General features: G+C 38.1%; 8 protein-coding genes. 7 read left to right on the top strand and 1 reads right to left on the bottom strand.

Annotation, left to right across the window (positions count from 1 at the left end; all coding sequences use genetic code 11):
• Window positions 1-156: 156 nt before the first annotated feature.
• On the bottom strand, window positions 157-4233 hold the full coding sequence (locus J4051_RS13695; protein ID WP_208234445.1) for a hybrid sensor histidine kinase/response regulator transcription factor: 4077 nt from the start codon (window positions 4231-4233) through the stop codon (window positions 157-159).
• 179 nt (window positions 4234-4412) lie between these two features.
• On the opposite strand from J4051_RS13695, the gene J4051_RS13690 reads away from it, so the two are divergent.
• From J4051_RS13690 to J4051_RS13660, 7 genes are all read left to right on the top strand, one after another.
• Complete coding sequence (locus J4051_RS13690) at window positions 4413-5591, top strand: glycoside hydrolase family 88/105 protein (protein ID WP_208234444.1); 1179 nt, start codon at window positions 4413-4415, stop codon at window positions 5589-5591.
• Between the two features lie 202 nt (window positions 5592-5793).
• On the top strand, window positions 5794-8901 hold the full coding sequence (locus J4051_RS13685; RefSeq protein WP_208234443.1) for a SusC/RagA family TonB-linked outer membrane protein: 3108 nt from the start codon (window positions 5794-5796) through the stop codon (window positions 8899-8901).
• A gap of 12 nt (window positions 8902-8913) precedes the next feature.
• Complete coding sequence (locus tag J4051_RS13680) at window positions 8914-10782, top strand: RagB/SusD family nutrient uptake outer membrane protein (protein ID WP_208234442.1); 1869 nt, start codon at window positions 8914-8916, stop codon at window positions 10780-10782.
• Between the two features lie 26 nt (window positions 10783-10808).
• Complete coding sequence (locus J4051_RS13675) at window positions 10809-13112, top strand: M60 family metallopeptidase (RefSeq protein WP_208234441.1); 2304 nt, start codon at window positions 10809-10811, stop codon at window positions 13110-13112.
• 41 nt (window positions 13113-13153) lie between these two features.
• Window positions 13154-14317 carry a discoidin domain-containing protein gene (locus J4051_RS13670; RefSeq protein ID WP_208234440.1) on the top strand — a complete coding sequence of 388 codons (1164 nt, stop codon included), beginning with the start codon at window positions 13154-13156 and terminating at the stop codon, window positions 14315-14317.
• A 196-nt stretch (window positions 14318-14513) separates the two neighbouring features.
• A complete protein-coding gene (locus tag J4051_RS13665; RefSeq protein ID WP_236027447.1) occupies window positions 14514-15770 on the top strand; it encodes a DUF2264 domain-containing protein in 1257 nt (418 codons plus the stop codon).
• 490 nt (window positions 15771-16260) lie between these two features.
• Window positions 16261-20751: a polysaccharide lyase family 8 super-sandwich domain-containing protein gene (locus J4051_RS13660; RefSeq protein ID WP_208234439.1), complete on the top strand. Its 4491-nt coding sequence runs from the start codon at window positions 16261-16263 to the stop codon at window positions 20749-20751.
• Window positions 20752-20793: the final 42 nt, after the last annotated feature.

Raw genomic sequence — 20793 nt, 5'->3', positions numbered from 1 at the left:
AACAAAGAAAACCCATTTAATATAATTGAAGTGGGTATCATTTAGGCTAAAAGGAGGAGTATTTCTATAATATATACTAGGTTTATAAGAAATTAACGAAATAATGAAACACTATAATCATCATTTTATGGAAACAAGCCGATCATCATTTTAAATTCAATTTTTGTGCTTTGCTCCAAAACTGGTTGGTGTTTCGCCAAATTCTTTTTTAAACGATCGTGAAAAATACGATTGACTCTCGATTCCTATCATAATCATTATTTCCCGCATCGATAAGTTAGTATCAATAATTAAATTGGCGGCCTTGCGCAAGCGATAACTTTTTATGAACTCAATAATTGAATTGCCAGTGATACTCTTTATTTTATTGTAGAGCTTACTCCTACTCATAGAAAGTTCAGAAGCAATTTTATTAACATCCATCTGTGGCTTATCCAGATTTTCATCTAAAATAGCAATGAACTTCCTCATAAAATCACTTTCTCTTTTATTGGTCGTAAGTTCATGCGTTTCAGCAAAGAAGTTCTTTGCATAATATTCGCGCATTTGCTGCTGTTGGTTAAACACATTTCGAAGGGATAATCGCAATAAATTGAAATCGATTGGTTTTTCCAAATAGATATCGGCTCCAGAATCGGCGCCTTCCAACTTACTATCCAATCCGGCTTTTGCGGTCAATAGAATAAATGGAATATGAGAATGTTCCATGTTCTCCTTTACTTCTTTACAAAATGTGATCCCATCTTTTATGGGCATCATAATATCGCTAACAATAAGATCTACATGGGTCTTTTTAAGAATGTTTGAAGCTATCAGCCCATTTTCGGCTTCAATAATTTCAAAATCCGAAGATAAATAATCAGCAATCATTTGTCGTAGATCATCATTGTCCTCAGCCAAAAGAATGCGTTTTTTGTCTTTGATAAAATTTTCAACAACAAATCCCTCAGACTCAAGTCCGTTAGTTGCAGATTCTTCAGTCAAAACCGCAGGAGAGGAGGTTTCTTCCAAGGCCTCTATCCTTAGGAAGTCTTCGGGACCATATATACTGGGATCCAAAGGAAAACAGACAATAATATCTGAGCCCTTTCCTTGCTCACTAAACACGGTTATTTCACCTTTATGCAATAAAACCAGGTTTTTTATTATGAACAATCCGATGCCCGTTCCAAAAACAGATGTGAAATCCTCTGTTTTTGCCTTATAATAAGAGTCAAAAATCAGTGGAAGCGCTTCGTTAGAAATACCGATACCTGTATCTCTTATAACAATGCAAAAACAATTCTCTTCCAGATTGGACTCTCCTATGGTAACGGCGTTAGAATAGTCCGAATAGAAATCACTTCTGTTGCTATGGGTGCTTAACGAAATAGTTCCATCATTCTTAGTAAACTTAAATGCATTATTTAAGAGGTTCATAATTACCTTTTCCAAGATGTGTTTATCGATATATATATCTTTCGGTATTTTGGGATCGAGATCAATCTTAAAATTTATACTATGCTGAAGTGCGTAATCTTTAAAATCAAAGGCAAAGATGTTCACTAAATTATTGATATCCGATTTCGTTACCTGAAGTGGCATTTTATCACTTTCAATCTTCCTAAAATCCATCAATTCAGTAACAAGCCCCAATAAACGCTTTGTGTTCCCACTTAAAATCCGATAATAATATTCTTTTAAACCTTCTTCCCTTAACTTATCAACAGCGGCGCTAATCAATGAGAGTGGCGTTCGAAAATCATGAGAGATACTCGTAAAGAAGGTTAACTGAGATTGATGGATTTCTTCTTTTTTTTCTTGATTTAGTTTATCAAGATAAAGTTGCATTTTTAGTTTCTTTTGATTGTAATAATACCGAACGAGCACAAAAATCACCGATGATGCAATCGAGAAATAAATAGTATAGGCCCACCAGCTAAACCAAGGTGCGGGGATTCGTTTTATTGTTATATCTAATGGCCATCCCCATACGCCATCGCTATTGGCAGCGACGACTTCAAAAGTATATGTTCCTGGAGGCACCTTCGAATAGAAAACATTGCGGTTAGAAGCATCTACCTCAATCCAACGGTTATCATATCCTTTTAACCGATATTTGAAACGGTTGTTTTTTGGTGTCAAATAACTGTTGGATGTGAACGTAAATCCAAAGTTCGATTGCTTATGGTTCAGTTCGATCGTTTCTGGGAAACGTATGGTATCCCCCAATTTATCACCATCATCGACTGGTGGGTTTGTAGGAATATTATCTATAAAAAAACTGGAAATATTGACCTTCGCCTTGGTAGTGTCTTGGACAATTTCGGTAGGTTTTATAATTGTAAAACCTTCTGTTCCGCCAAAATATAACTTCCCTGATTTATCCCGATATGTGGCTAAAGGATAAAAGACTTGTCCTTGAACGCCATCATCTTTATCAAATCTGAAAATTTCATTTGTTGATGTATTGTAATAGAACAACCCATTGTCTGTTCCTAACCATAAATCATTTTTAGCATCGAGAATAATACTGAAAATAGTGGAAACGCCAAATTTTAAAATTTCGTCAAAATTTTTAAAAACCCCGGTTTTTGTATTATATCTATAAAGGCCCTTTCCAACCGTTCCAATCCATAAATTCTCGTTGCCATCCATAGCAAGCGTTTGTCCGTAGAGTAACGAAGAATCAGGTAGTCTTATTTTTTTTGTTTCTCCAGTTTCTCTATTTAAAGCATACAGCTTATTGTGGGTAAGAACCCATACCAACCCATCACTACCTTGGCATATATCAAAAATATAATAATTAGGATCCTCTGTGCTTATTTTATAATGGGTAAAAAGACCTTCTTCAATGCTATAGTATGACAAATCCAAACTTTTGGTCTGATAGATTATCCAAAAGCCAGAATCAGAATTTAAGCTTAGTTTTCTTAAATCATCATTTAAGATAGAATTGGGGTCATTAAAACTGTGTCTGTAATTTTTAAACTTTTTGGTTTTAGTATTGTAGAAGCCCAAACCTCCCCTAAATGTAGCAAACCATAGGTTCTCATTATGATCTATTATTAACGATTTGACATTGTTTGAAGATATACTATTGGAATTAACGTCAGACTCATGAAATGTATAAGCGTTTGTTTCTTTATCAACTTGGTTAATACCACCACCTTCGGTAGCGATCCAAAAATTTTCTTTGTCCTCGGCAAAACCACTGACAAGATTTTGGTTTAAGGGACTATTAATGGTGGAATAAGATTCAAAATGATTTTTTTTATCAAGATTGACATAGCTTAGTCCACCAGAATATGTTCCTATCCAGAGATTTCGTTGTGCATCTTCTTCTATAGTCCAAATAGAGTTGTTCGGTAAGCTAAAAGGATCCATTTTATGATGCACATAATGTTGATATGAGTTGGTTTTTGTATTGTACACATACAATCCATTTTGACTAGCAACCCAAATATTTTCATTCTTATCGGCAAGAATCATTTTAGAATAAACATTTTCCGCATCTGATATAAATTCGAAACTATCCATAAATTCTCCTGTCGGAATATCAATGGCATTCAATATGTTATCCGTGGAAAGACACCAAATTGTATTGTTGATCTTGCAAAAGCCTTTTATAGAATTATCATTTTTAAACGCATAAAACAGTGTTACCTCTTCTGTATCATTATTGTATCTAAAAATATTTCTACCCCAGGACAAAAAAAAGAATCCATTTTCTTCGGGGACAATAGACTGAACCCTAGTGAGTGGTTTTCCTTTATATGAAAGTTCAGTAAACTGGTCGGTTTCCCTATCATATTTACCCAGGTGGTTTGATTTGGTGGTCAATAAAGTCTTGTCCGCAGTGGACCATAAATAAAGAAAATCATCTTCACGTATTCTGGTGAAGGTGTTCTGCAATATGTCATAAGCATATAACCCATCCGTCACCGAGACATATAATTGCCCATTTTGGTCCGCAACAATATCTCTAAAGGTTTTTTCCAACTGCACATCATTTTGATTAAAATGACTTTGATAAGACTTATGCTCGTAACCATCAAAACGAAACAGGTCATTGTCCATTAATATCCATATAAAGCCATTTGAATCTTGTTGAATTTTTTTGACCCCGTCATAATTAAAACCGCCTTCGGGAGAAAAGGTCTGAAATTGGTAGTCTCCTTTTTCTTGTGATAAAGCGACCGTTCCAATCAAGAAGAAAAATAAAAATTTGAGCAAATTGAAAATCAACTTCATTTTTAATAGAAGATTATAATAATGGTGACCATATGATTTTGTCCGAATATACAATTTCAATTCGCTAAAAAGTATCGATTTATATAACAAAAAGCAAAAGCAGCAAAACATAAACCAAATAGGACAAGAGTTTAACAGCCTGATGAAAATACATTTGTAATCACCATAAATCACTTTTAATGAAAAAAAATAATTACTACATCTTGTGTGTCACATTTCTTCTCTTTTCACTGCTCAATTTTGGGTGTAATGACAAAAAAGAAGATAGCAAACCTAATGAAATAGAGAAGACAGAAAAACCTTGTGTTAGTAAGAACGAGATAAAAGAGGAATTAACCAAAATTGTCAATTGGCAGATTGATAATTTCTCTTATAGTACAACTGGAAACCTACATGACCAAGGTATTGACTCATGGACCAATGCAACCTTTTATTTGGGTTTAAACGAGTGGGCCAAAACTGATAATAATAACCCAACCTTTATAAAGTGGCTTAAGGGAATTGGTGAAAAAACCTCTTGGATAATGCCAAGTAATTTTAAAAATAATGCACACTATCAACTTTATCATGCTGATGAGTTCTGTATTGGCCAGTTGTATTTAAATGCCTATGACACCTACGGCGATCCGGAAATGCTTACATCGGTCCGTGAGCGTGCGGATTGGGTTCTGAGCAATCCAGGGAACTCGAACATGAATTACAGAAACAAACAATCTTGGACCTGGTGCGATGCGCTTTTTATGGCACCTCCGGTGTATGCGCATTTAGCCGAGATAGAGAATGATGAAAAGTATCTGGCTTTTATGGATGCGGAATTTAAACGCACATACAACCATCTATATAGTCCCGATGATAAGTTGTTTTTCAGGGATGATAGCTATTTCAATAAAACAGAAAACAATGGAGAAAAAGTGTTCTGGGGAAGAGGAAACGGTTGGGTGGCAGCTGGATTGGTCAGCATATTAAAGCAATTGTCAAAAGACTCCCAATACCGACCTTTTTATGAAAACTTGTTTAAGGAGTTTATTCCAAGACTTGCATCGCTACAGAGTGAATCCGGTTTTTGGCATGCAAGCCTCCTGGATCCTGATAGCTATCCTGCACCGGAAACAAGTGCAACGGCATTAATAACCTATGCCATTGCTTATGGAATTAATAACGGATTATTAGATAGGACATTTTATTGTCCAATTACAGATAAAGCTTGGGAGTCACTACTGTCTATTGTAGAGGAGGAAGGAAAGTTAGGTTGGGTGCAACCAATTGGAGCTGATCCCAAAAAAGTGACCGCAGACATGACTGCCCCTTATGGAGTGGGTGCTTTTTTGTTGGCCGGAAGTGAAATTTACAAACTATAAAATGCCCATCAAGTTCCACCTTTAAGTTTCCATTTGAAGTGGATTCGTTTTTAAGGCATACACAAATGCTTACACGTTGGGACAAGGGCATAAAACACAAATGTAACCATGGAATTAAAAGATTTATTGACATTATTGACTACAGTAACAGTGCCGAGTGTGAACCTTTCACGAGATTATAATTATTAATTAGACCAACATTATGAAACATTTTTTGAAACCATTCTTATTCGTAAAAACACCACTTATAAGAATCTTACCCGTGTTAGCCTTTTATTTCCTTTCAGTTTCATGGGTTAACGCCCAAGAAATAAAAGGAGAAGTTTTAGATCAAAATCGCTTACCCATCTTAGGTGCCAACGTTCTTGTCAAGAATACAACGCGAGGTGTGATCACCGATTTCGATGGAAACTTTAGTATTAATGCCAAAGAAGGAGAAGTCCTTGTATTTTCCTTCATGGGTTATCAGACCAATGAAATTAAGGTTGAAAACCAAGACTTTATTACGGTCATCCTCCAAGAAGATATTGCCCAGCTTGATGAAGTGGTAGTTGTTGGTTATGGAACGATGAAGAAAAGAGATTTAACGGGTGCATTGGGCACCGTTAATGCCGACCAACTTAAAAAAGAACAACCTGCAACAGTACAAGATCTATTGCGAACCAATGTTCCTGGATTATCCATGGGAATATCCAATAGCGCGAAAGGAAATGCAGGGAATATTCTTATCCGTGGTAAAAACAATTTACGTGGCAGTACTACTCCATTATTTGTTTTGGATGGCGTTATCTATGACGGAGAACTTACAGACATCAACCCACAGGATATTGAGCGAGTTGATGTTTTAAAAGATGCCAGTTCGGCTGCTGTTTATGGTGCCAAGGCCGCGAATGGTGTCATTTTGATCACCACCAAAAAAGGAAAAGCCGGAAAACCGGTCATTCGCTTTTCATCAATTTTGACCTCCGCGTTTACCAATTCCTTACCAGAAGTTTACCAAGGTGAGGAGTTTATTGCTTACAGACAAGAAGTGATGAAAGCACAGAACAAAGGCAGACAGCAAGGCTATTATGACAATCCTAAGAATTTATCAAATAGGGATCTGGTGGACTGGATGGCTATGACAAACTCAAGTGGCGACCCTACCGGCGTGTGGTTTACAAGATTAGGGTTTTCAGACATTGAGAGAGAAAACTATATGGCGGGCCGGGTGCTCAATTGGAAAGATATGACCTATCGCACAGCCATTAGCAAGGATTATTCTTTGAGCCTATCTGGCAGAACGGAGAACACCTCCTATTATACGTCGTTCAACTATATTGATAACGAAGCCAATCAAGTAGGATCTGGATATTCTGCAGTCCGAGCACGATTAAACTTGGAATCGAAGGTGACGGACTTCTTAACATTTGGGGTCAACACCCAATTTATTAACCGCGATGAAAGTGCCATAAGCGTCGGGGGGTATCAACCACTTTCTCCATACGGAAGTCTCTACGAAACTGACGGTGAAACCTACAAGTATTATCCTAATGACAATTTAAACGGCTACAATCCATTTTTAGATAGAGAGTATATCGATAGAATGGACAATTATAGTATTTTAAACTCCGCAATATATTTAAAGATTAGTTTACCACATGGTTTTTCTGTGCAGTCTACATTCTCGCCGCGTTTCCAGTGGCGTAACTATCTAAATCATAATTCAACCTCACACCCACTATGGGCTGATGCCACAAATACAGCATCACGATCGAATTCCAGAACCTATAACTGGCAATTGGACAACACTTTGAAATGGAAAAGAGAGTTTGGAAAGCATGATTTCGATTTCACATTCTTAGCTAACTTGGAGAAGTTACAAACATGGTCAGATTCCATGACCAATAGCGGCTTTCAACCGAGTGATATATTAGGAGCACACGGTATTGAATGGGGAACCAATCCGAAAATTTCCAGCAATGATACCTATAGCACAGGTGACGCACTTATGGCGCGATTACATTACAGTTATGACGACCGATATATGTTGACAGGGACAGTTCGCCGTGATGGGTATTCAGCTTTTGGTCAGGACCAACCTCGAGCGACCTTCCCTTCCATTGCGGCAGGTTGGGTATTTACAAACGAATCCTTTTTTCCAAAATCCGATGCGTTCAACTATGGAAAACTCCGATTGTCTTGGGGGTTAAATGGCAACAGAGACATTGGAATGTATCAAGCTTTAATGAACCTTGACGCTCGGAAATATTTATACTATGATGCTTCTGGCGAACCAATCAGCATCAATGCATATTATGCCTATAGAATGGCAAACTCCAACTTAAAATGGGAAAGCACAGAATCATATAATATTGGATTCGATTTTGGTTTTATAAATAATAGAATCACGGGAAGTGTAGATGTCTACCAAAAGAAAACCAACGACTTGCTTATCCAACGTGACTTGCCGGACATCATAGGCTTTTCAAGTGTATGGGGTAATATTGGTGAGGTAGAAAACAAAGGAATAGAACTATCTATAAATTCAACCAACATAAGAAACGATAATTTCAAATGGGAAACCTTTTTGGGGTATTCATATAACAAAAACAGAATTAATTCATTGCACGGCTTGATGCAGAATATTTTAGATGATAATGGAAATGTTATCGGGCAAAAAGAAGCAGACGACATCGGCAACGGATGGTTCATAGGAAAGTCCATTGATGAGATTTGGGATTATAATATTCTGGGCGTATGGCAAATAGACGAAAAAGATGAAGCTGCAGTCTATGGCCAATCACCTGGAGATTTCAAATTCTTGGACAAAGATGGCAACCAAAAATACAACAACGACGACAAGGAATTTCAAGGATCTAAGGTGCCTACCACCCGATTGAGCATGCGAAATACCTTTACCTATAAAAACTTCAACTTCTCGTTCAACCTATATTCTTATTTAGGTCAGAAAAAAGCGTTCAACCGTGCTAAAAATGATGGTGCATTAATAAACACCACCAACCAAATTATAACGGAATATTGGAGTGAGGATAACCCAACCAATGATTATGCAAGATTAAGTTCTAAGGCACCTAGCGGTATTGGCTATTCGGTTTGGAGAAAGGCGGATTTTATTCGATTGGATAATGTATCTATCGGGTACACACTCCCTGATTCACTTTTGAAGCAATTAAAAATTTCAGATATGAATTTAAACCTAACCGGTAAAAATATCGCCTATTGGAGCAATTGGCCAGGAGAAGACCCTGAGCTTTCCGGCAGTAACGTGCCCATCAGTATATTATTAGGATTTAATGTAACCTTTTAAAAAATGAAGATTATGAAAAATATAAATAAAATCGTAGGATATTTCGTTTTGTTTACAGCTCTAATGATGGCTGTAGGCTGTAGCGATGATTGGTTAGATCCAAAACCCTTATCCTTTTATACGCCAGAAAATGCATTTCAAGATTATCAAGGGTTGAAAACCGGAACGGATATGTTGAATCGTGATGTGCGTTATTTAGAGTTTTATCCAACAGGATTTTCACAAGATCCTGCCTATTTAACCGAGGCCTTCTTTTCAGATATCGGTGTAAACGGTCGTGTGGATGATGCAAGTGCTCCTCAGGATTTGGTGCGTCAAATTACGCCAAGCGCAAACCTAAGTGGCGGAAATAGAGCACGAGTCCATTTTTATTGGCAAGCACTGTATAAAGGTATTAAGGACGCAAATACTATAATTTCCCGGTCCGAATTTGCAGAATTTGATAACGAAAATCAAAAGAAAGAAGTTTTAGCATTGGCCTACTTTCATCGTGCTTACCGATATTATAGATTAGTAAACCAGTTTGGTGATGTCCCATTTATTGCGGAAGAAGTTACCGGTCCGCGTTATGACTTCTATACTACAAAAAGGGAGGTGATTTTAAGACAAATGAAAGAAGATCTCGACCTGACCGTAGAATTTATGCCAAAAAACGTCCACATAGGAATGGTTACTCAAGGCGCAGCCTATCATTTGCTTACTAAAATCAATCTGGCACTTGCCGAATTTGATGATGCTATCGCATCAGCCTCCGCTGTAATTGACGGAGGATCACATTCGTTAATGACACAACGTTTTGGTAATGCCGTTGGCTCTGATGATCCCACAAAAAACGTGACCTGGGACCTACATCAAAATAAAAACAAAACATCTTCAGAAAACAGGGAAGCATTATATGTTGTGACCGACGAGTATGAAGATGAATCTGCAACGCCTACAGGGTTGGAAATTAAACGTCAGGTCATTCCATGGTATTCTTATCCAGGAATGATATCTACGCCAAATGGAGAAAATGCATTTGTGGATAATGACGAAGTTAAAAATCCATATTTGGCTGAGTACGGACGAGGTATTTTCACCTTACGCTCCACTAGTTACCAGCAAGATTTAATCTGGAAATTGGACAATACCGATTTACGTCACGATCGTGAATCTAAGAATTGGATGCATGTTGAAGAGTTCAATTATAACAGTCCAAATTTAGAAGGTAAAAGCGAATGGTTTGGAAGACCTATTAAAGAGGCGTTGGCATCGGTAGGTGGTGATGTGAGTGCAATTTGTAAGGATACCATTCGAGGTTGGGGAGGTTGGCCAAACTACAAATCAAATGTTCCGGATCAAAAAACTGCCAACTGGAGAGGTGGTAGCGCTGCTTGGTACATTTTCCGTTTAGCAGAAACCTATTTGCTCCGGGCAGAAGCTCATATCTGGAAAGGTGATTTATCCAATGCCATGATTGACATCAATGCGGTAAGAGAAAGAGCGGGTGCCAGACCATTGACTACTGCAGAAATAAATATGCGCCAATTGATTGATGAGCGTGCTCGTGAATTGTTCTATGAAGAACCAAGAAAAACAGAGCTCACACGAATTTCTTATATCTACGCAAAAACAGGAATCGCAGCCGATAATGGCAAAAGTTATTCCTTAACCAATTTTTCTGAAAACAACTTCTTTTTTGATCATATTTCATCGGTGACAAACTTTTATAATCTAGGTGTTACCAATCAAATTGGAAATGAATATACCCTTGCGCCATGGCATGTACTATGGCCGATCTCTGAGTCAGCCATAAGTGTAAACGTTCAAGGTCATATCAATCAAAATGAAGGATATGCTGGTTCTGAAAGTAATATTGAACCTATTGATCATGCCAATTAAATAACATAATCAAATAAGATAAAAAGATGATAACGAAACTAATTTATAAAAGAAAAGTCTGGATTTATGCCTTACTTATGATTTTTGTCGTTGGAGTTCATTCTTGTGATAAAGATAATGTCATAGACTCCGAAAATGATGGATGGCTAAAGGTCTTGCCCCTGGAATTAGATTTTAATGCTAGCGGTGGAACTAAAGATGTGTATTTAGTACTCACAAACGATATCGATCCACAGGATGTTACCTACCGGGTCTCTGATAATGGAAAGGATTGGTGTACACTTAATTTAGAAGGCAACTATTTGCATGTAACTACCATGCCCAACTATTATGAATCTCCACGAAACACTATTTTAACTATAGACTATGGAGATTATAGTCGTAAGGTGCCTATTAGTCAAGATGCTGCCGTTGGTGATCAACTTATTGAGGTTATTAGTGGCAAGGCAACTTCCGAAGAAACTGTAAATGAAGACCGCGGTCTTGAAAAGTCATATGATGGCGATTATGAAACTTATTTCAATTCGAAATTTGGCGCTATTACGGAATGGCCTTTCCAAATAGAATATACACTTGAGGAAGGCCATACGTTAAATAGGATTATTTATTATCCGCGATCGGATTCAGGAAACAAATGGGGATCGTTTAACGAATATGAAGTATGGGTATCAACAAAAGATGCACCAGACACCTTTACAAAGGTGGGCGAATACGAACGCGGGGATGGCAACCATAATCCAACCATAATGAAATTGGAAACTCCGATTGTAAATGCCGCGAAAGTGCGTTTTGATATTTATTCAGCCTATCAAAATCGAATCAGTTGTGCAGAAATGGAGTTTTATCAAGATGGCAACACAGGCTACGATTATTCATCCATTTTTGAAGATGATGTCTTCTCAGTTTTGAAGGATGTCGTCACCGAAGCTCAATTGAAAGCCATTCCAGATGATGAGTTACGCAATTTAGCTTTAGACCTATTTGTTGGAGAATACGATCGTGAGTTTAGAGTGGCATCTTTCCGCCCGTATCAAAATCCATCGATTCAAAGTGCAATTAACAAAACTTCACCATATAGTTTAAGAGATAATCCAACAGGAATTTATGTAGAAGAAGGAGAGGAATTGGTCGTGATTGTTGGAGGGGCTTACAAGCAGAACATATCATTAATTGTTCAGGATTTAAATGTTGGGTTTGGCAACGCCAAAAGCTATCCACTCCAAGAAGGAGAAAACCGATTGAATATGGATGCTGGAGGGCTCATCTATGTCCAAAACCTTACCGCAGATGACATTCCACTCATTTTGGAATCCGAAGCAGATAAGGCTGCCGCTACAGCCAAATCAGTAGATATTCATTTTGTCAATGCTAAAGTCAACGGCTATTTTGATTTAGCAAAACACACTAGTGAGGACTGGTCATCGATACTCAACAACGCATCATATCAAGATATAGATGTACTCGGCTTGCGTTCCCATATAACCTGGACAACCGAAAATTTCCGATCATTCAACACGGATATTGTGAGTGTTCTTGAAAAATACGACCGTTTGGTCTATTTGGAATCGGAATTTGCTGGATTGGAAAAATATGACAAAATGTTTAAGAACAGAATGTATTTTCACATAGACTACAATGGAGCTAGCCCATATGCTACAAATTACCGAACTGCGTACACCTCTAGTTATGCAGAGATATTTTGTAATGCGGATCGTTTTGAAGCCCGTCTATGGGGTCCTGCTCATGAAGTAGGCCATGTCAATCAACTTAGGCCAGCATTAAAATGGGCTGGAACAACTGAAGTTACCAATAACATTATGTCTATGTATGTACAGACCGAATTTGGAGAGCCTTCGAAACTACTTGTTGATGGAACTTATGCTGAGGCGAAGACTCAAATTATAGACGCAGGAGCACCTCACGCATTGGACAATGCATCCAATGAATTTATGGTAAAACTTGTACCTTTCTGGCAACTGAAACTATATATGGTTGACGCTTTGGGCAAAGAAGATTTCTATAAGGATCTTTATGAGCACTATCGTATCACCAATAATTTAAATACTAGTGCAAATACAGAGGCTGTATTGCAGTTAGATTTTGTCCGACAGGTTTGTAAAATCTCAGGATTAAATATGATTGACTTTTTCCAGAAGTGGGGCTTCCTTACTCCTATAGATAAAACCATAAACGATTACGGTAATAAACCGTTTAAAATCACACAAGAACAAATAGATGCCCTAATTACTGAAGTCAATGCCGCTGGCTATGAAATGCCCCATGCCAATGTGGAGGATATTCAAGATGATAATATCAATCTATATAAGTAATTAGTAAAGTTATTTTAATCATGAGAATAAACTATAAAAATATGAGATTAGTGAAAAGTATTGGGTTTGTTTGGATAGTATTACTTTCCCTTACCATAATGACTGTTTCCTGTAATTCAGATGACGACGTACAGGAAAACGTCATAAAAGTAACGCGTATAGAAGTGGAGGGCATAACTGATGACATTGTCGTATTGGAAGTGGCCGATACATACAAGGTCAATGTGAAGTTATTGCCAGATGACGCTGAAGATAAAGACGCGTACAGCTATGAGTACTCTAGCGCAAATGAAGAGGTCTTTAAAGTAAACGAAGATGGTGTTATTACCGCTATTGGAGTTGGTGAAGCGGCATTAAGGATAGATCCAGTGAACAATACCGATTTATGGACCTCCATAACAGTTAAAGTGAATAGTAAATTGTTTTTGATTGAATCTTTGGATATAGATCCAGCATATCAAGATTTTTATATGGGTATCGATAAATCCATTAATTTATCAGAAATCATTAGTATTAACCCAGAGTTCGCTACCAACAAGGATCTAATCTTTGCTTCAGATGATACTTCAGTTGCAACGATAACCCGTAGAGGGGTTCTTACCACGGTGGGTCTTGGTGATGTTAACATCTCCATTAAATCGGATGATGGCAGTAATATAGAAAAAACCATAAAAATTAAGGTTAGAAACACAACCTATCAAAATTTAGATCGCGATGGTTGGGAAGTCACAACCTCTCACCCGTATTTCGCTGATGGTACTGTAGTTGGGACTCCAGAAAGTTTAATCGATGACCCAGATGCTTACGGCACTATGGAAGGAGAGCCTACTTGTTTGGTTTTGGTAAAACCAGGAAAGTCATTAGGAGGAATAACCGTTGGAAACGATGAGGAAGTGTATTTTATTATTGATATGAAAAAGGAAGAAGATTTTGATGCCTTTTACTTACGTCATCGTCTCAAGAATGCTTCAGCTTTTTTAAGATTAGCGGAAGCAAGTGTGTATGGAAGCAACAACGGTGTAGATTTTGAGTCTGTGGCTGAAGGCTTAAGTATTAATGTTGAAGAAAATGAAGTCATCGTCGATCTACCTAAAACGGTCAGTTACCGTTATTTCAAGTTAACTTATGACAAGTGGCATGCCACAGGGAATACGGTTCAGATATCCGATTTTAATATCATCAAACTTGGATATGAAGAGCTTTAATTGAGACAATTATAAAGGATAAAAGCTTTTGAAGTCGATTCAAAGAATTTTAAAGCGAATACCCCGCAATAATTTGTTTTAGTCTGGAATGACGAGGTGACGAAGCTTTTGGTCACCTCGTTTTTCTTTATTATTGTTAGCAATTATAAAACATCTGTAAAATCAGATTAATAATTTTATATATTTTAAAAACAAAATGGAACGAAGAAAATTTTTAGGATCAGTTTCTGGAGCCGTGATGCTTTCCGCCATCACACCCTTTGGAATGGTGGCTAGCGACACTAAGTTGTCCCATCCCCTTCCTGTTTCAGGGAATGATAGAGATTTATGGGTACATATTATTTATAAAATGGCCGATCCCATTTTTTCCAATCTGGCCAAGGGAACTTTACGAAAAAACATGCTGGTGGAAAAATCGCCTTTTTACGATAGCCGAAAGAACGTCACCTATTTGGAAGCCGTTGGGCGATGTTTGGCAGGAATAGCGCCGTGGTTGGCATTACCTGATGATTCTTCTGAAGAAGGAAAATTGAGAGCCACCCTAAGAGCGAATGTACTCAAAGGAATAGCTAACGGAGTGAACCCATCAAGTCCAGATTATTTGAATTTCAGAAACGAGCATCAACCCATTGTGGATGCCGCTTATATGGTCCATGGTTTTGTTAGAGCAAGAAAAGCATTATGGGAACCACTCGATGCACAAACTAAAACACGAGTGATTACAGAACTTAAAGCACTGAGAACGCGAAAAGCATTCGATAGCAATTGGTTACTTTTCACCGCGTTAACAGAATCTTTTTTGCTATCAATAGGTGAAAAAGATTGGGATAAGAAAGCAGTGGATAAAGCACTCGATAAGTTTGACGAATGGTACGTGGGTGATGGATGGTACAGTGACGGACCAACCTTTGCGCTTGATTATTACAACTCGTTTGTAATTCACCCCATGTTGGTGGATACTTTGGAAATCTTGGTCAAACATAACATAAAACCGCAAGCTGACTACGATCTTGCGCTAAAACGCATGGTGCGCTACGCCGATCAGTTGGAACGAATGATCTCGCCAGTGGGTACATTTCCCGTCATAGGACGGTCAATAACCTATCGGACCGGTGCAATGCAAGCGTTGGCACAAGTAGCATTGGAAGAAAACCTTCCTGAAGGTGTCAGTCCTGCACAAGTACGATGTGCACTCACTAAAGTCACTGAAAATATGCTTGGCGGCGAGGCGTTTGATAAAAATGGCTGGTTAAAACTTGGATTTACGGGACACACTCCGGAAATAGCCGATTATTATACCTCCACCGGAAGTTTATACATGGCATCCTTAAGTTTTTTACCTTTAGGCCTCCCAGCCGACAATCCTTTTTGGAGTGATCCTGCAGAAGAATGGACCTCCCAAAAGGCCTGGAACGGCGCTGCGTTTAAGAAAGATTATCATGTAAAATATTGATAATCTTAAATAAAGGCCCATAAAAAAGGAAGCTCTTGTATCATGCATAAGCTTCCTTTTTTTATCACAATTCGCCAAAGCATCGCTAAAACATTTAAGAATATTTACTTTAAGTAACCTTCCATTTTAATGATTAACAACAGAAACTCAAATAATTCTTGATAGATTATCTCCTGAAATAGCAAAATCATAATATAAATCCCATCGCTTAGCATATCCCGGAGATGCAGTTTCTTCAATAACAAGAAAGATTACGAACCTCCAGTTTAGAGTAACTTTAAGTTTCATCCTAAAAATCGAGGAGATTTACATAAAACAGTGACACCCGTAGACATCTTGGCATAAATACTTGAAAATACAACCAGAAACGGCAAATACTAAAGCAAATAAGACAACTGTAACTTAAGATATAATAATAATTTGTTCCAACCTAAAGCAACTGAATTACAAGCTTTATCAACAAAAATTTATTAATTCTTAAATAGTTGTTATGAAAAACAAATTACTCTTTGCATTACTTGTTGTTTTCCTTTTAGGAAACAACATTTTAAGTGCTCAGGAAAAGATTACAGTTCCTTTAACTGAAGACGGTGCTTGGTCTGTGAATTCGCAGCCAAGTGCCGTTTACCATAACGGGAAGTCTTATTTTTCATGGGTAAACAGTAATAAGTCCCTAGTGGCAGCGTCGTATGATCATTCAACAGGTGATTATCAAGAGACTATCGTCGCTTCCAGCTATAGGGGCGATTTTGCCTCGCCGGCGTTGTTAGTAAGGGAGAATGGTCAAATTCTATTGTTTGCTTCGAGAAATGAAGGAGAGGCCCATTATTTCATTTGGGTTTCTACCAATCCTGAAGATATTTCGGATTGGTCCGTTCCAAAAACAGCTATAGCATATGGTGCCGGTGGGACTCTTCCATTTGCCGTGGGAGACGATATATATGTATTATATCGTGGAAAAAATAGTGTTGGTATAACTTATGGAGCAGGATTAAATTCGGCAACAGATCAAACTGTAAATGCAGATTTAGCCAGTGGTACTAGGCGTGCAGGATTATTTCCCATCCAAAATGGCAATGATTATAGGGTAAAATTAGATATCCCGTACATGAAGGCTTACCAAGGTAGTGATGGCGCAATACATATAGTTTTTACCCAGCTGGCCAGTGGTGGTGAATCAGATAATTTCTACGCTTATAACCAAGGTTCAATACATTATATGAAATTGGTAGGAACTTCAACACCTACCACAGGATTAAGTTTTGACTTGTTTAAAGCAGATGGAACACTCATAGTCAAGTCAACCATTGATGCCGGAAGTCCACCAGATGTGATTTTTAATGAACAAGAGGGTGGCAAAAAGGCTTGGGCTTACGATATTCAATTAGATGCCAATGATCAACCTGTTGTGTTGTTTGACACTTTTAACCCTGATGGTACAGAACATGTTTACCATCAGGCTCGTTGGGACAGTGTCAGCAACCAATGGGTAACCACAGAAATAGCCGATGCAGGTGATGGTCTGCATACTGCTGCCTATTCTGCAAACCAATCGCGGTTTCCTTCACATTCTTTTTCTTCAGGAGGTCTTAACTTTGCTGCCAACGACTTATCAACAGTTTATTTATCTAAAAGAAGTGAGCAAGGTGTTTTCGAGATCTACAAATATACCACCTCAGATTCAGGAAGTACGTGGCATGAGGCAGAAACTTTAACTTCAGGAACAAGTTCCAGCCAAGTGAACATACGTCCAAGGCGAGTAAAAAATCTGCCTGAAAACGCTCCTTTAGATATCGTCTGGATGCAGGGCGAGTACTCAAGTCCCGTAGATTTTGACACCAAAATAATGGCAATAGGCAATGCAGTAACTCCAACGGCAATAGCCTTCGAAAATGAGGAGTACAACCTTGTGATAAATGATATTGAAACTTTAAACGTTTACTTCTCTCCAATTTTTGTAGCCAATAAGGAATTTACGTTGGAATCTAGTGATGGGTCTATCGTAGAAATTACTTCAGACAATAAAATTAAAGGTCTCGCTCTAGGTACCGTGACTATAACGGCTATAGCCATAAATGACCCATCGATTACAGCAACTTGTCAAGTAACGGTCTTGGACAGGTTGGTATTTGACTTGTTTAAAGAGCGTATTGTTGCTGACCTCATACAAGAGAAATCAAAAGATGTTAGTCAAAGAGATGCAGATGTTGCTTCTTACTTGGCTCAATTGCAATCAGATGGTGCATTTCCGGATGTCGATTATTCATCAACCGCCAGAACAGACTGGCCTCCACTAGTGCATTTAGACCGTTTAATGGATATGGGGCTGGCCTACACTGATGAGAGAAGCACCTACTATGAAGATACTTCCTTAAAAGCAAAGATGGATACAATGCTTCAATATTGGCAAACCGAGCAACCAAGCTCAAACAATTGGTATTATAACCAAATTGGAGAACCAAAACTAATGGGACAGTATCTTATCCTAATGGATTATTTAGGGAGTGAAAGAATTCCGGAAGTCTTATTGAACACAGCTATTGCACGCTTAAGCAATAATGGAGGAAACCCTTCGTCTCAAACTGGCGCCAACCGCATTGATGTGGCTTTGCACCATATGTATAGAGCTTGTCTTATCAAAGATTCCGATTTACTGAACGAGACAATGACCTATATCTATTCGCCTATTGAGCTAACAACAGGAAGTGAAGGGATACAATATGATAATTCTTACACACAACACGGACGCCAGTTGTATACTGGTTCCTATGGAAATGTTTTTCTAACAGGAATTACCAAGGCAAGCATGTATGCTGTAGACACAGAATATGCCATTCCATCTGATAGATTGCAAATTCTAAGTAATTTGGTAAAGGATTCCTATGCAACTATATTTAGAGGTGAATATATGCTTTTCAACCCTTTAGGACGGGCTTCTACCCGACCTAACGCCACAAAAAAGACAGGGGATACAAGTATCTTTGAACGAATGAAAAGTCTTGATCCTGCAAATGCGGCAATTTACGATAATGTAATTTCTCGATTAACAGGAGCCGAAGATCCAAACTATGGCATCACACCTTCGAGCGTTCATTATTACCATTCCGATTATACATTACACAACAAACCAGCCTATACAGTAGATTTACGCATGGTTTCCAATAGAACGGTTCGCAATGAATACCTAAGCGATAACGGAGAGGGCATCAAACAATACTTTTTGTCCGATGGTGCTACTGGAATTTTTGTTGATGGCGATGAGTATTATAATATTTTCCCAGTGTGGGACTGGTCTAAAATCCCTGGCGTTACTTCTCCAGAATACACTTCTATTCCCCAAGCATCAAGTTATCTTCAGAAAGGAACATCAGACTTTGTTGGTGGAGTAACCGATAATTTAAATACCGTTTCCGCCTATCAATATAACGACACTTACAGTGGAATCAATACTTCTGCGAATAAAGCATGGTTCTTTTTTGATAATGAAATTGTTTGTTTAGGAAACAGCATTCAATCCACTTCAGGTCTAAAAGTAAATACAACCGTCAATCAGAACCTTCTTGAGGGGAATATCACCGTGTCTTCCGGTGGTACAAAATCTTCCATAATCTCAGGCGATTATGATTACAACAACTTAGATTGGGTATATCACGATAAAGTAGCCTATTACTTTCCAGAGCATGGCAACATCAATCTATCGGCGCAGCAAAAAACTGGTTTATGGTCAAGTATAAACACCAATTATGCAAATGAGCCTACGGTTGTAAAAGACGTTTTCACATTAGCCTTTGACCATGGTGTCGATCCTACGGAAGACACCTACGCCTACGTAATTGTTCCAGGAGTTTCTGAGGCAGAAGTAGATACTTATATGATTTCAGATATTGAAATCTTGGTAAATTCTGATTCTTTACAAGCCGTTTACCATAAAGCACAAAAAAGTTACGGCTTGGTGTTTCATAAAGCCTCGAAATTCGTTCATAATGATTTTGCGATAGAAGCAGATGCAGGTTGTGTAGTACTGGCCAAAGATGTAGATCAAGCCGAAGCGATCATCTATGTTGCAGATCCACAAAATGAAACAATTCCGATTAATTTGGGTGTGGTAACCTCTGAAGTTAGAGAGCCAAGATTAATCACTTATAGCGCTTCCAGTCCTCATTTAGGACAGTCCTTAAGATTTAATATTAACCAAGACTCGCCTCTTTACCCAGGCAAAGAAACTTTGTTGGATAAATCAGGCTGGATCATTAAAACTTCAATAGAAGGGCCTACGGATACGGTTGTGGGAGGTTCAGAGCCAGAGTATATCATAGATGACAATACACAAACCGCCTTTTTGTTTGTAAAGCCAGGAAAGACCTTTGGAGGAATTACGGCTGATCCAGAATATGAACCGTCCTTTACCATAGACATGCAAGCTCTTCAAAATATTAGCTTCTTTACCTATAGACACCGTTCGGACAATAGTTTAAGCATTCTACGGGCGACTTCAGTATCCTTCTATGGTAGTAATTCAGAAAATGGCCCCTTCAACCCAATAGTTGAAGATGTGCCTATTGCAACCGATGTACCAGAAGTTAAAGTATCCTTCCCTGAAGTGAGCTATCGTTATATTAAATTAGTTATTACCGGATGGGATGTTAACTCAGGAAGTACCATTCAAGTGTCAGAGTTCAATGTAGGAAACTTGAACAATACCACTCTCGGATTGGAAGATCTTCCAGTTAATTACAATCCATCAGAGTTCTCTGTATTTGTCTATCCAAACCCTGTGAATTCAGGTGATCATCTAAATTTCAAGTTGTCAGGATTTTCGGATGATGTCGTTTTTGAAGTTTACGATATTTTAGGAACCTGTCACCAAAAAGCAAAAGGAACAGTAATAAATACTGCAGGATTGTCATCTGGAATATACTTTTTGAAAGTATTTGAAAGAACAACCAATCAAATAGCAACCGTAAAGTTTGTTGTAAAATAGTTTGAATTAATAGAAACCCTCAATTAGGCTTACTCGAAATTT

This window comes from Gelidibacter pelagius, assembly GCF_017581925.1.
Taxonomy (GTDB): Bacteria; Bacteroidota; Bacteroidia; order Flavobacteriales; family Flavobacteriaceae; genus Gelidibacter; species Gelidibacter pelagius.
The sequence above is the reverse complement of the archived record's forward strand: the minus strand, read 5'-3'. Positions and strand labels throughout refer to the sequence as shown.